A 14,525-nucleotide genomic window follows, 5' to 3' on the forward strand; every position below is an offset into this window, starting at 1 on the left:
CTCGTGTTAACGAATATTTAATTAACTATGTTTAATGTAATCATCTTTTAAATAAATTTTAATACAGTTTTTCTAAATTTCTTACTTCTTTTTCTATTTCTTTTAAATCAATTTTTTCGAGACTTTTTATCAGTTTTCCGTTTTTGTAGAGCTGTAATTTATAATTATTATCTGGTAAATTATCGATCAAAACACCGTCAGTTGGTTTGCCGGAAGAATTAATTCTTACTGCGCTTAAAACATTTCTGTCGTTCTCATCATCCAACAAATTTTTGTTGCTGATATTTTGTGCCAATTTTACGAATATTTCCTGAGTTGTTATAAAATCAGCGTTTATGGAGGCATAAACCTTATATATTAAATCAGAAATACCATCAATGTCCATTTGTTGATCGGGTAAATCCATAGTTTTAGCAATTATTTTTTCATCTTCTATTGAGTAGAGAATAACTTTTCCGGAATTTTCTTTTGTTAAATTTTTGTCTAAAGAGTAAGTTTTTGTGTCAGTAATTTTTCCGTCCATTACTAAGTTTTTTGTCAAAGTGTTATTTGCTGTTATGATTTTAATAACGGCTGTTTTTTTCTCCCGAAGATCATTAATTTCGATAGCATCGTTTTTTAATTCAAAGTGAATTCTGTTAAAATAATTTTCAGCAAATAAATCCCAGTCGAAGTTTTGAAGTTCACCGTTTTTCCAGTATTTTAAAATTAATTGCTTGTTATTATTCACAAATTCTACACCGTCAAAAATTTTTCCGTCTTTAAAAGTTGATTTTATGTTGTAAGATTGATGAGCATAATTATCCATATTCTCCAAATAATCATTTGAATACTGAAATTTTGGAACGCCATTTTCAAAAAAATTGATTACCTTAAATTCGCTGTCTTCATCAGAAACAAAATAGCCAGAATAGGGTTTCCCATGTTTGTAAATTCCCTCGTAAACTGTTTGCGGATTTTCTGCGATTGAAAACGACTGATCTAATATTGTACTGATGATTCCATTTTCATAATTTTTTTTCTTTTTAAAACTATTTTCATCGCGGGTTAAATTTTCACTATAAAACGTTTCTGAAATCAGTTTTCCATTTTTAAAAACACTGGATTCTTTGTCACCGATCAAAATACCGTCGAAAGGTTCATCATTTTTATAATCTAAAGTTCCGAGCAATTTACCATTGTCGTAGAAAGTTGTGGTGCCGTTTAACTGGTCGTTTTTGACGGTGTAAGTTTTTTCAGGATTTTCCAGACTATAACTAAATTCTTTCTGAATACCTGTTTTTTTAAAATCGACAACATTTATTAGTTCATAACCGCGGTCATTTTCTAATTCTCTGATAAAAGTGCCGTTAAATGGTTTGCCGTTTTTATAAAAACCTTTTGCAACTACTTTATTGTCTTTATCTTTTGCAATTGTTTCTCCCTCTTTTTCACCTTTGGTATAGTTTACGGTAATATTTAAATCACAAGCTGTTTCATCAAAATTTCCTTCAAATGCTTCATTTTTTTAAAAATTCTTTTCGCTGTGATAGTTCCATTTTTAGCAAATAAAATTTCTTCCCCATCTTTTAATCCATTTTTATAAGGCGTTTCAGAAAAAACTTCACCTGAAGGAAAATAAGAAATTGATTTTCCCTCCATTTCTCCATTTAAAAAAGTGGTGACAGACTTAATTTCCGTTGCAAAATTATTGTGAAGGTAATATTGAAATTCTTTGCCGTTAATAATATTTTTGCTGTATTCCTGAAACTGATTTTCAGAAATTGTCTGGATCAATTTTCCCGTTTTATCATAATTTTTTTGCTCAACCGGAAAATTGGTATAGACGTCGATTCTGTACACAGTTTCCTGCGCTGGTTTATTGGTATTTGCCCAAAATATTTTTTGCGAAACTGTTTTTGTGGAAGTCTTTTTAGATGGTTTTGAAGTTAGTGTTGTGATATTTCCATCGGAGGAATCAGTCATTACTTCAGTGGTCTGTGGTGTGTTTTGCAGTTCAGAATAGTTAGTTTCATATTCATCTGACAATGTTTCAAAATCACCACTTACTGGTTTTCCTTTGGCGTAAATTCCTTTCATTAAAACAGCGCCTTTTTTATCAAAAATGGTCGTTTCACCGTCTTTAAAACCGTTTTTATAGTGGACGGCTTTGCGTATTTTTCCGTCGTTTTGATAATAATTTAGGCTAGTAATTTTGGAGTCATTTTTATATTGCCGAAAAGAATCATCATTTCCGTTTTCATCGTACCATATGATGTCGCCAACGTATTTGTTTTCATCATTTTCTAAAGTATAACCTTCAAACTGCGGCTTTCCATCAATGTAAAAATCTTTGATTAAAACTAAATTGCCGACTTTTTTTAAAGGAATTTTTCGGTAAAACGCGGCATTTTCTTTCGTCGTTTCTTTCCATTCTTTATCGTAATAGATAAAATCAGAATTTTGCGAAAATACTGTTTGAAAAAATAGAAACGCAGCGAAAAAGAGTGTTTTTTTGATCACAAAAATTTAGTTATTAATTCAAAATTAATCATTTTAACCTTGATTAAAAACTAAAGTTTGCTTGTTCTTTGAAGTAGATTTTAATATTCTGATAATTTAATATCAAATTTTACCATTATTTAAAACAAATGAAAATTCACTTCCTGCCCCAAACTCACTTTTCACAGTAATGCTTCCGCCCTGCGCTTCAATAAATTCTTTACTGATGCTTAAACCCAAACCATTTCCTTCTTTTTTATTGCCGGGAATACGAAAATAACGGTCAAAAACCCGCTCGGTGTAAGCCGGATCGATACCTTGTCCGGTGTCGATCACGGAAAATTTTATAGAATTATCTTGCTTTTTTATATTTATTTCAATGCTTGAATTTTCGTAAGAATAACGCACCGCATTAGATAAAAGATTATTTAAAACCCACGATGTTTTATCTTTATCGGCATAAACTGAATTTAATTCTGCGTCTTTTTTAACGAAAACCTGAATGTTTTTTTGATCCGCAGCAGATTTATTGGCGTCCATCGCATAATCTATAATATCCTGAATTTCCGTATTTTGCATATTTAATTTCATAGAACCACTTTCAACCTGTGCAATATTGAGTAATTCGCTGGTAATTTTTAAAAGACGGTCTGCGTCGTCCTGAACGCCGGAAATCAGATTTTTTTGTTCTTCATTTAAAGTCCCGATTTTCTCATTTCCTAAAAGTTGAATTCCCATTTTAATGGACGAAATTGGCGTTTTAAATTCGTGAGAAACTGTTCCCATAAAATTGGTTTTTGCCAGGTCAAGTTCCTTAAAAGGCGTGATATTCCGCAACATAATGACCTGGCCAATAAACGAACTTTCTGCTTCGCCGGTTGGGATAACGTTGATATCCACTATTTCCTTTTCAAAATAACTTTCTTTGCCATTCGCAAAGATTTTCATCGGATCTTTCAGGGATTTACTTTCTTGTTTATTGATGATTTCACGAATAATCGTGCGCACCAGATCATTGCTAACTGCAACGTCCTGAATGAGTTGTCCGACAAAATTGCGTCGTTCCAAACCTGTAATTTTTAAGGCTTCATCATTTACAAAAAGCACTTTTTTATTTTCATCAATGCCAATTACGGGATCGTGAAGATTGTCAATTAAAGTTTCCATCCGTTTTTTCCCTTTAATGATCTTGTCGAGTTTACTTTCAGAAAATTCCTGAAGTTTTTCCGCCATCGTATTAAACGATCTTGAAAGTTCTGAAAATTCACTATTTCCCTCAAAATCAATTCTTTGCTTATAATTTTGATTGGCAATTTCCTTAATACTTTGGGTTAAAACTTTGATGGGATTTGCAATATTAGACGGCAAATTCACGAGTAAAATAAAAGCGACCAAAAAACAAAATGTCCCCGCAATTGAGATCACGGTAATTGCGCCACCTGCGGTCGTATTTGCAATACTGCTTTTATGCTCTATCGCGCTCATATTCAGTTGCATAACTTCTGCAATATCTTTCCGTATTGAAGATTGTAGTTCGGTATTTTTCGGGTCTGATTTTAAGGCATTAAAGTGAACTGCAATTTTTTCCGTGGCTTCGCCTTCGCCCGGTTCGGTGACGTTCGCCCGCTGTTTTTCTAAATGTTTTGAAAATAAATCAAATGCTAAAGGATCAGTTTGCATATCTTCCAGCGCCAAAAGCATATTTCTGGAATACTGCAACGTGTTATAATTAGCCGCCAAAATATTGTTGGTGTCTTTTTTAAGCAGATTAATATACCAGCCGCTTAAAACGGAAAGGCCTATGATCATTATAAAAAGCAGACCAACGCCCGCGTTAAGTTTCGTTTTTATTTTCACTTTTAAGTTTAATTTTCTAAAGTGTTTTTTTTAATTTTAGAGTGTTTTAAAAAATTTATAAAAATTATTCCCCCGACCCTAAAGGGAGTAATTTTAACAAATTATTAATTTGTAAAATTAAGACAAGTTGCAGGATTTAACTCAAAATCACAAGATCAATATTTTCTTTCGCTAATTTATTGAGTAATGACCGCAACGTATTTGTTCCCGTTAAAAATTTCCACAAATTGAGATGCGGTTTTCCGATGCAAACTGTCGTTATTTTTCGCTCTTCACATTGTGCGATGATGGCTTCTGTAACACTATTACTTTGAATTTTAATAATTTCCGCGCCTAATTCTGTGGCTAATTTAAAATTATTAATGAGAAATCTTTGCTTGTCTAAAGCAATTTTATCCGCGCTTTCTTTCGGGATCTGAACGTATAATAAATACCACGAACTATTGTAATAATTTGCCAGACGCGCTGCCTTTCGGATGACTTTTTTCGCAGTCATTTCGTTTGAACTGATGCACGCGAGTATTTTTTCTTTTCTTAAATTTTTAATAACTGAAACTTCAGTTTCCACTTTCCGTTGGACTTGCGAGGCAACTTCTTTTAAAGCCAGTTCCCGCAACTGAAGGATTTGTTCGCTTTTAAAAAAATTATTTAAAGCCGTTTGAATTTTAGATTGATCATAAATTTTTCCTGCTTTTAAACGATCAATTAATTCTTCCGCCGTTAAATCAATATTCACCACCTCATCGGCTCTTTTCAAAACGCTGTCCGGAATTCTTTCCTGAACTTCAATGCCGGTAATGCTTTTTACGGCTTCGTTTAAACTTTCAATATGCTGAATATTCACCGCGCTGATAACGTTGATTCCAGCGTCCAAAATATCCAAAACATCCTGCCAGCGTTTTTGATTTTTACTCCCTTCAATATTGGTATGCGCCAATTCATCCACGATAACAACTTCCGGACGCAGATTGATGACCGCCTGAAAATCCAGTTCTTCCAATTCTTTTCCTTTGTAAAATAATTTCCGCCGTGGAATAAGTGGCAAACCATCAAGCAACGCAACGGTTTCCTTTCTGTTGTGCGTCTCGATATAGCCAATTTTTACATCAATGCCGTTGCTCAAAAGCGAATGGGCTTCCTGCAACATTCTGTAAGATTTCCCCACACCAGCGCTCATACCAATGTAAATTTTAAATTTACCGCGTTTTGAACGTTGGATAAGATCAAGAAAATGTTCTGGTGAAGACATGAATTTTTAAGTTTAATTACGAGAGAATTTTTAACCACAAAGTCATAAGGTTTTATTTAAATCTGATACACAGAGGACACAAAGTTTTAAAAGCAAATTAATTCCAAGATCATTCTTCGTGAAATTTCTTTGTGCCTTTGTGGTTTGTATTCCAGTTTCAAAACCAAGCAGAAAGACTAGTTGTAATAGAAAAATTGGTACTTTGTGGCAAATTATCTTTAGTAAAAATAGCATCTTTTGCAGAAAATCCACGCACTTCTGTTCGCCACGAAAGATTTTTTTGTATCTGATGATCGAAATTTAAAGAATAACCAAAAGTTTGAAAACCGTTTGGTGTGGCAGACCTAATAATCACGCCGTTTTTATCATTGTAATACTCAACTCTTCCGCCAATTTTATCTTTATCTGTAATTGCATAACTCAACAATAAATTCGGAGAATACCACGCACTATATTGCTCGCTACCTTTTGCTTTTTGCTCGGCACCAATATCAAAACCGGCAATTCCTGACCATTTTTCACCAAGATTAAAATTGGCATAAAGATCATGAAAGTAGCGCATTCTTTTGTCTTCCGTCGGCTTATCATTACCAACAAATGAACTGCTGTTTACGCTAAAATTATCGGAAAATTTATAAGTTAATTGATGTCCAAAAGCCAAAGTTTGGTTGCCTTCCGGACGTGCAATCCTTTGCCAGCCATTTAAAACCAAGCCACTCAAAAAGAATTTCCCGTTATCTGAAGTGTAAGAAATTTTTGCGCCCGTTTCAAAATAAGGTGAATTTTCTGCGGCTAAACTTCTTGTTAAAGTTAAATTATCTTTTCCAACCGCACTTTCCCAGCCGATGTGTGACGGCAAAATTCCCGCGTCGATCCAGAGATTTTTATTTTTTGAGATCTTAAAACCAATATTTGCTTCATTCACATATTTTAAAGAGTTTTGTTCCGCTGCTAAATTATCCTGCACGTAAGTTCCCGCCATTAAAGCAAGATTTGCGCGGATATTTTCAGAAGAATAATTGGCTTTTACCAAACCTAAATTAAGATTAACCTCGTTGTGACGGTTGTATGTGTAAAGAAAAGGCTGTCTGATGTGATTTCCCGGCTGATTAAAATCGTAGGAATAAAAGAGTTCCAGATTACCGGAAAATGTTAGTTTTGGTGGCACTACTTCAGTGTTTTCCTGAGCGCTAAATATTCCAAAAACCAATACTGAGATTGATAAGACTAATTTTTTCATTTTTGAAAAAGGCTATAATTTATTTTAATATTCTGTAAAAATTTCACTTGAAATTTTTGACTATTTAAGATTGTCTAAAGCGATATTTAATTTCAACACATTTACTTTTTGTGGTGCGAAGACGATCACGTTTTCTTCTTCGCAATTTTTCGCGATCAGATCCTGTATTTGTCCTTCAGTGATATTTCTGACTTTTGCAATTCTTTTGATCTGATATTCCGCAGATTGTACAGAAATATTTGGATCCAAACCACTACCACTCGCCGTAATTAGATCGACCGGGATTTCTACATTTTTCATTGCCGGATTTTCTGTTCTTAAAGTGTCAATTCTTTTTTGAACGTCCGCTAAATACTCCGGATTGTTCGGTCCTTTATTACTTGCGCCACTTCCCGCCGCGTTGTAATTAACGGCCGATGGACGACCGTGGAAATATTGTGGCAGTTTAAATTCCTGACCGATATTTGCGTATTGTCTTTTTCCGTTAATGGTAATTTGATCTCCCAATCCTCTATTTGGAACTACTTTTCCGATCCCAAAAACTATTGTTGTGTAAACTATGACTAATGCAGCGATTCCCAAGGTGAGAACGAGTGCAGGTCTGATATAATTTTTCATTTTTCTAAATTTTAATATTATTTACATAAAAAGCGTCACTGCCAAATCGATCACTTTAATACCTAGAAATGGAATGATAATCCCGCCTAGCCCATAGATCAAAAGATTTCTTCGTAATAAAGCACTTGCCCCGATTGGTTTATATTCCACACCTTTTAATGCTAAAGGAATTAAAAAAGGAATCACGATCGCGTTAAAAATAACCGCTGATAAAATCGCACTTTGCGGACTGTGCAAATTCATAATATTTAAAGATTGCAGCGCCGGAATAAACGTGATAAATAAGGCTGGAATGATGGCAAAATACTTCGCGACGTCGTTGGCAATTGAGAAAGTAGTCAAAGTTCCGCGCGTCATTAATAATTGTTTCCCAATCTCTACGATCTCGATCAATTTGGTTGGATCATTATCCAGATCCACCATATTTCCGGCTTCTTTTGCGGCTTGAGTTCCGCTGTTCATTGCAACACCAACATCGGCTTGAGCCAATGCAGGCGCGTCATTTGTTCCGTCGCCCATCATCGCGACTAATTTCCCGGCTTCCTGTTCGCGTTTGATGTAATTCATTTTATCTTCCGGTTTTGCTTCCGCAATAAAATCATCAACACCTGCTTTTTCTGCAATAAATTTTGCCGTTAAAGGATTATCGCCGGTAACCATTACGGTTTTAATTCCCATTTTTCGCAAACGTTCAAAACGTTCCTGAATGCCGGTTTTAATGATATCCTGCAATTCTACAACGCCCAGAATTTTCTCATTTTGAGAAACGACCAAAGGTGTTCCACCGTTTTGAGAAATTGCTCGCACATTTTCTTGTGCATCAGCAGGGAAAATATTTCCGGCAGTTTCTGCAATATTTTTTATCGCATCAGATGCACCTTTTCGGATTCTTGTGGTTCCAAAATTAATCCCTGAACTTCTGGTTTCAGCAGAAAAATTAATGAAAGTCGGCTCTTCAATGTGATAATTTAAAGGATCAACGCCCGCCAGATCGATAATTGATTTTCCTTCCGGCGTTTCATCAGCCATAGAACTCAACACAACTGCTTTAATAAAATCACTTTCTTCAACTCCTGCTACTGGATAAAATTTGGTTGCTTTTCTATTTCCAATGGTGATTGTTCCGGTTTTATCTAAAAGTAAAACGTCAACGTCGCCCGCAGTTTCTACGGCTTTTCCACTTTTGGTAATAACATTTGCTCGCAATGCTCTGTCCATTCCCGCAATTCCGATGGCTGAAAGTAATCCGCCAATTGTGGTTGGAATTAAACAAACAAAAAGAGAAATAAAAGCCGCGATTGTGATCGGTGTTTTAGAATAATCTGCGAAGGGTTTTAAAGTCACCGTTACGATGATGAAAACCAAAGTAAAACCTGCCAGTAAAATCGTTAAAGCAATTTCATTTGGTGTTTTTTGTCTGGAAGCACCTTCTACCAAAGCGATCATTTTATCTAAAAAACTTTCGCCGGGTTTGGTATTTACTTTTACTTTAATTCTGTCAGAAAGGACTTTCGTACCGCCAGTTACAGAAGATTTATCACCACCAGATTCACGAATTACAGGCGCGCTTTCACCAGTGATCGCGCTTTCATCGATGGTTGCTAAACCTTCGATAATCTCACCATCCATCGGGATTTGATCGCCTGCAATACATAAAAAAATGTCACCCAATTGCATTTGCGCAGACATTTTTAGTTCCGTTTCTACATCAAACCCAATTTTATTGTTTTTAATTAATTTAGCCGGCGTTTCTTCTCTCGTTTTTCTTAAAGAATCGGCTTGCGCTTTTCCACGTGCTTCTGCGATTGCCTCAGCGAAATTGGCGAACAAAACCGTAAGAAAAAGTGTGAAGAAAATCGTGAAATTATAGCCGAAACTTCCCTGGCTTTTTTCGCCCATTAATGTCCAAAGAGAAACAACAAGCATAACTACCGTTCCAACTTCTACCAAAAACATGATCGGATTTTTTATCATCACGCGTGGATCCAGTTTTATAAAAGACTGTTTTAGCGCTTCATTTACTAAATCTTTTTGAAAAAGACTTTGTGTATTATTTGTATTCATTGTTTAATTTTCAAAAAATTATTTGGTGATTGAAGTAAGATATTCCGCAATCGGACCTAATGTTAAAGCGGGAAAGAATGCTAACGCAGCGATCAATAAGATCACGCCTAATGTCATTAAACCAAAAGTTGGCGTGTCTGTTTTTAAAGTTCCGGCACTTTCAGGAATGTATTTTTTCTGGGCTAAAAATCCTGCAATTGCAACTGGACCGATGATCGGTAGAAATCTTGAAAGTATCAAAACAATTCCCGTAGAAATATTCCACCAAGGTGTATTATCGCCCAAACCTTCGAAACCTGAACCGTTATTTGCCGAGGCAGAAGTGAATTCATAAAGCATTTCACTAAAACCATGGAAGGAAGGATTATTTAAAGTGGCCGTTCCAAACTGTGGCAAATACGCCGTCAAAGCCGTTCCAGCCAAAATCAACAGCGGATGAAAAAGTGCGACCATCATGGCAATTTTCATTTCTTTGGCTTCAATTTTTTTACCTAAAAATTCCGGCGTTCTTCCCACCATTAAACCACTTATAAAAACAGCGAGAATTATAAAAATTAAATAATTTAAAATCCCAACGCCAACGCCGCCGTAAAAACAGTTAATCATCATTGCAAGTAAATGATTCATCCCCGAAAGCGGCATAAAACTATCGTGCATAGAATTAACAGAACCCGTTGAAATCACAGTCGTAGCAACACTCCAGTAAGCGGAAGCGGACGACCCAAAACGGATTTCTTTTCCTTCCATATTTCCGAGAGAAATGTTGGCGCCCATTTGGTGAATTGCAGGATTTCCGGCATTTTCAAATGCCACATTCATGACCATTAATGAAAGAAAACCGATCGACATGACGGCAAAAATGGTCCAACTTAGTTTTCTTCTTTTAATAAAATAACCAAACGCAAAAACGAGTGCGAAAGGAATTAACATTTGTGATACAATTTCAACAAAATTTGAAACGTAACTTGGATTTTCCAAAGGATGTGCGGAATTAGTTCCGAAAAAACCACCGCCATTAGTTCCTAAATGTTTAATTGCCACAAAAGCAGCAACCGAACCTGTCGCAACAGAAACCGTTTTTCCTTCCATTGTCGTGATGTTATCTTTACCGTGAAAAGTCATCGGACTTCCGGTAAACAATAGCATAACGCCCATTACAACGCAAAGCGGCATTAATATTCTGGTAATTGATTTTATTAAAAAGACAAAAAAGTTACCTAAATTTTCGGTTGTTTTTTCTTTAAACGCTACGAAAACGTGCGCAACAGCAGCCATTCCGGTTGCAGCAGAAACAAATTGAAGGAACATTAAATACATTTGCCCAAAATAACTCAACCCAGTTTCGCCGGAATAATGCTGTAAATTACAATTGACGATAAACGAAATACTTGTATTAAAAGCAAGATCTGCGCTCATTCCAGGATTATTATCCGGATTTAATGGCAACCAACCCTGGTTCATTAAAATAAACATTCCGAGTAAAAACCAGACAAAATTGATAGCAATTAAAGCCGTCATATTTTGTTTCCAGTTCCACCCGATTTTTGGGTCAATGCCAGAAATTTTAAAAAATAAGCGTTCTATTGGATCAAAAATAAAATCCAAAAATGTTTTTTCATGCCCGTAAACTTTTGCAATATATTTCCCAAGCGGGATCGCCAAAAGTAAAGTGACCACGAACATGAGGACGAGTCCCAGTAATTCTATATTCATTTTAGTTTAATTTTAAAATTTTTCCGGTTTGATTAAAACGTAGCAGATGTAGCCAAATGCCGCGAGAGAAAGGATAAATAAAGTCCACATAGGTTTAAATTTTATCAAAAAAGTTAATAGATTTAGCCAAAACGAAGAATATTAAAATCCCAAGGGCTACTAAGATAATTGTCATCATAATTAAAGTATTATTAGTCTGTATGTTGTCCCTATTATAGAAATCAAGGCGAAAAAGGCGGCAAGCAAATGCCAGGATTTCAGGTTTTTTTCTATTTTGATTTTGAGGTGTGCCATGAATTTATTTTTAAGTTGTGCCACGACTTACTCAATTTCAGAACCGAAGAATTGATATTAGTCGTAAAGTCTTAATTGAAGGAGCTTTACATAGATTTTGAAAAAACGCCACAAAAAAAACCCTATCGTTTTGAAAGGGTTTTTTACTTAATTACTATCGTTTTGAAAGTCTAACTAATTTTATATTCGTCGATTTTCCGATAAAGTGTCGTCAATGCAATATTTAAAAGTTTGGCAGTTTCGGTTTTATTGCCGTTTGTATAATTTAAAACACGCTGAATATGAATTTTTTCAGCACTTGACAATTCAAAAGCCGACATTATTTTTACCTCAGAATTTTGAATTTTAAAATCCGAAGGCAAAGTGTTGGTGTTTAATGTTTCGCCGTCCGCCAAAATCACACTTCTTTCGATCACATTTCGCAGTTCACGGATATTGCCTTTCCAGGAATGTTGTTTTAAAGAATTAAGATAATCTTCCGAAAATGAAGTGATCTTTCGTGAAGATTTAGCACTGAAAAATCTCAAAAAATAATCTGCCAAAATCTCAATATCGGAAATCCGATCGCGTAAAGCAGGTAAAATAATATTAAAAATATTGATTCTGTAATACAAATCTTCTCTAAAATTTCCTGCTTTAATTTCACTTGGCAAATCACGATTTGTAGCGGCAATAATTCTGACGTCCACTTTTGTAGGCTTGCTGTCACCTACTTTTAAAAACTCGCCAGATTCTAAAACCCGTAATAATTTAGCCTGTAAATCGAGCGGCATTTCACCCAATTCATCCAGAAAAACAGTACCATTATTGGCTTCCTCAAAAATACCTTTTGAATCTTTCACTGCGCCCGTAAATGCGCCCGCTTTGTGACCAAACAATTCATTTTCTAATAATTCTTTGCTAAAAGCGGAACAGTTTATGGCGATAAAATTTTGTTTAGACCTTGAACTTGAGTTATGAATTGCTTGTGCAAAAACCTCTTTTCCCGTCCCTGTTTCGCCCGTTAAAAGAACAGTTGCATCAGTATTTGCGACTTTTTCAGCATCTTCAATTGCGGCTTTTAAAATCTTTGATTTTCCAATAATAGAATCGAACGAAAATCGATTTCCCAATTGTTTTTCTAAATTAAAAATGCGCTTATTAAGTTTTACTTTTTCAAGTGCTTTATAAATTAGCGGAATGATTTTATTATTGTCATCACCTTTCGTGATATAATCAAAAGCGCCGTTTTTAATGGCTTGTACGCCATCGGGAATATTTCCAAACGCCGTGAGCATAATGGTTTCTGTGGCTGGATGCTTTTCTTTTAATATTTTAGAAAAATCAACGCCGCTTCCGTCCGGTAATTTTACATCGCAAACGATCACGTCAATTTCCGTGCGCTCTAATTTCTTTAAAGCACTTTTCAAATCTCCCACTTGAAAAACTTCAAAGCCTTCCAAACTTAAAATTCTTGAAAGCAGACCGCGGATTTTTTCCTCGTCGTCGATGATTAAAATGGTGTTCAAAATAATAGTTTAGCCTACAAATTTAAAATTTTTCCTGAGCTTCACTTATTTAAAAGTCTTTTTTAAAAAATTTTTATTTTTATTCAAAGTGTAGATTTGCGAAAAAAGAGTGTTTAGCGATTCTGAATAAGTTGGATGTGCGAAAATACCTGTCGGAAAATAATCTGCCGGGATTTTTCCTAACATTGCCATTTGCAGAACGGTCGCAATCTCGCCACCTTCCGTACAAACGATCGAAGCGCCTAAAATCTGACCGGATTTATTGTCAATAACAGCTTTCCAGGGACCTTGTGTTTGCGCTGTTTCTTTACCTCGTGTAATTCTTTCGCCTGCGATTTTTATCACAGAATAATCCAGTTTTTGCTTTTTTGCCTGATTTTCAGAAAGTCCAACGCGACCAACTTGTGGATCTGTAAACATTGTGTAAGGAACAATTCTGCCTTTTGTAGTGCGTTTTCCTTTATGTAAAATATTTTCCGTCATGATCACAAAATCGTTGTAGGAAATATGCGTAAACTGCGGTCCGCCGTTAATATCGCCCATCGCAAAAATATTTTTTACATTGGTTTCCAGTTTTGAATTCACTTTTATAAAGCCTTTTTCATCCAGTTTAATTCCGGCTGCTTTTGTATTTAAAGTGTCGGCATTTGAAATTCTTCCTGTCACAACTAATAAATGTGAACCGGTAATTGAATGTTCTTTTCCTTTAATTTTATAAGTTACGCTTACATTTTTGCCATTTTCTGACACTTTTTCAACGAATGAATTTAAAATAAAATTCATTCCTTCTTTTTCCAAAATTTCCTGCAACGGTTTGGTTACGTCTTCATCTTCGTGCGACATTATTGTTGATGAATTATCTAAAATTGTTACTTTGCTGCCAAATCTGCTATACATTTGTCCAAGTTCCAAACCAATATATCCGCCGCCGACCACGATCAGTTTCTTTGGAATTTCCTTTAATTCAAGGATTCCAGTTGAATCGTAATATTTTATTTTATCTAAATTTTTGATTTTTGGAATGGCCGGTCTTGCGCCTGCGTCAATGAAAATATACGGCGCCGAAAATTCTTTTTCTTTTCCGTTTTCCATTTTTACGATGACTGTATTTTTATCTTTAAAGGAACCTTTTCCGTAAACAATTTCTAAATTTTTTACTTCGCCCATTCTTTTGATCATGCCTTTTTTTCCTTCTTCAACAATAGCATCTTTTCGTTGTTGTGTTTTTTTAAAGTTAATGTCCAGATCAGAAACTGAGATACCGTGTTTTCCGGCAACTTTTATATCATGCATTACTTTTGCAGAAGCGATAAGCGTTTTTGTTGGTGTACATCCGACATTTAAACAAACGCCGCCTAATTTTTCCACTGATTTTTCTATCATAACTATTTTCCATCCTGCTTCTGATAATTTTTTTGCAAAGGGAACATTGGCTTGTCCGGAACCTATTAAAATGGCGTCTTTTTTTATCATTTGTAATTTTTTGGTTTAAATTTTAAAT

At 35.1% G+C, this 14,525-nt stretch carries 11 protein-coding genes; all 11 read right to left on the reverse strand.

Annotated elements, in window-relative coordinates:
• Positions 1-58 precede the first annotated feature (58 nt).
• Positions 59-1,171 (reverse strand): hypothetical protein, encoded by a 1,113-nt coding sequence (locus tag BM238_RS10910; protein WP_090080738.1) that lies wholly within the window; start codon positions 1,169-1,171, stop codon positions 59-61.
• A 287-nt stretch (positions 1,172-1,458) separates the two neighbouring features.
• The gene (locus tag BM238_RS10915) at positions 1,459-2,502 is read right to left on the reverse strand and encodes a toxin-antitoxin system YwqK family antitoxin (protein ID WP_090080741.1); all 1,044 of its coding nucleotides are present in this window, start codon (positions 2,500-2,502) and stop codon (positions 1,459-1,461) included.
• A 102-nt stretch (positions 2,503-2,604) separates the two neighbouring features.
• Positions 2,605-4,338, reverse strand: a complete 1,734-nt coding sequence (locus BM238_RS10920) for a HAMP domain-containing sensor histidine kinase (protein WP_090080744.1) — start codon at positions 4,336-4,338, stop codon at positions 2,605-2,607.
• A 136-nt stretch (positions 4,339-4,474) separates the two neighbouring features.
• Positions 4,475-5,587: a histidine kinase gene (locus tag BM238_RS10925; protein ID WP_090080747.1), complete on the reverse strand. Its 1,113-nt coding sequence runs from the start codon at positions 5,585-5,587 to the stop codon at positions 4,475-4,477.
• A gap of 157 nt (positions 5,588-5,744) precedes the next feature.
• Complete coding sequence (locus tag BM238_RS10930; protein WP_090080750.1) at positions 5,745-6,827, reverse strand: porin; 1,083 nt, start codon at positions 6,825-6,827, stop codon at positions 5,745-5,747.
• A 60-nt stretch (positions 6,828-6,887) separates the two neighbouring features.
• On the reverse strand, positions 6,888-7,445 hold the full coding sequence (gene kdpC, locus BM238_RS10935) for a K(+)-transporting ATPase subunit C (protein ID WP_090080753.1): 558 nt from the start codon (positions 7,443-7,445) through the stop codon (positions 6,888-6,890).
• Between the two features lie 21 nt (positions 7,446-7,466).
• Positions 7,467-9,509 carry a potassium-transporting ATPase subunit KdpB gene (kdpB, locus tag BM238_RS10940; protein ID WP_090080756.1) on the reverse strand — a complete coding sequence of 681 codons (2,043 nt, stop codon included), beginning with the start codon at positions 9,507-9,509 and terminating at the stop codon, positions 7,467-7,469.
• Between the two features lie 18 nt (positions 9,510-9,527).
• Positions 9,528-11,222: a potassium-transporting ATPase subunit KdpA gene (gene kdpA, locus BM238_RS10945; protein ID WP_090080759.1), complete on the reverse strand. Its 1,695-nt coding sequence runs from the start codon at positions 11,220-11,222 to the stop codon at positions 9,528-9,530.
• A gap of 12 nt (positions 11,223-11,234) precedes the next feature.
• Positions 11,235-11,312 (reverse strand): potassium-transporting ATPase subunit F, encoded by a 78-nt coding sequence (locus BM238_RS14690; RefSeq protein WP_126340520.1) that lies wholly within the window; start codon positions 11,310-11,312, stop codon positions 11,235-11,237.
• Between the two features lie 374 nt (positions 11,313-11,686).
• The gene (locus tag BM238_RS10950; RefSeq protein WP_221404937.1) at positions 11,687-13,027 is read right to left on the reverse strand and encodes a sigma-54-dependent transcriptional regulator; all 1,341 of its coding nucleotides are present in this window, start codon (positions 13,025-13,027) and stop codon (positions 11,687-11,689) included.
• Between the two features lie 42 nt (positions 13,028-13,069).
• Positions 13,070-14,497: a mercuric reductase gene (locus tag BM238_RS10955; RefSeq protein WP_090080763.1), complete on the reverse strand. Its 1,428-nt coding sequence runs from the start codon at positions 14,495-14,497 to the stop codon at positions 13,070-13,072.
• Between the last annotated feature and the right edge of the window lie 28 nt (positions 14,498-14,525).

The organism is Halpernia frigidisoli (genome assembly GCF_900113805.1).
GTDB lineage: Bacteria > Bacteroidota > Bacteroidia > Flavobacteriales > Weeksellaceae > Halpernia > Halpernia frigidisoli.

Coding starts and splice junctions, on each gene's coding strand:
- BM238_RS10925 (WP_090080747.1), bottom strand. CDS start 5,587: ATGTCTTCACCAGAACATTTTCTTGATCTTATCCAACGTTCAAAACGC.
- BM238_RS10930 (WP_090080750.1), bottom strand. CDS start 6,827: ATGAAAAAATTAGTCTTATCAATCTCAGTATTGGTTTTTGGAATATTT.
- kdpC (WP_090080753.1), bottom strand. CDS start 7,445: ATGAAAAATTATATCAGACCTGCACTCGTTCTCACCTTGGGAATCGCT.
- kdpB (WP_090080756.1), bottom strand. CDS start 9,509: ATGAATACAAATAATACACAAAGTCTTTTTCAAAAAGATTTAGTAAAT.
- kdpA (WP_090080759.1), bottom strand. CDS start 11,222: ATGAATATAGAATTACTGGGACTCGTCCTCATGTTCGTGGTCACTTTA.
- BM238_RS14690 (WP_126340520.1), bottom strand. CDS start 11,312: ATGTGGACTTTATTTATCCTTTCTCTCGCGGCATTTGGCTACATCTGC.
- BM238_RS10955 (WP_090080763.1), bottom strand. CDS start 14,497: ATGATAAAAAAAGACGCCATTTTAATAGGTTCCGGACAAGCCAATGTT.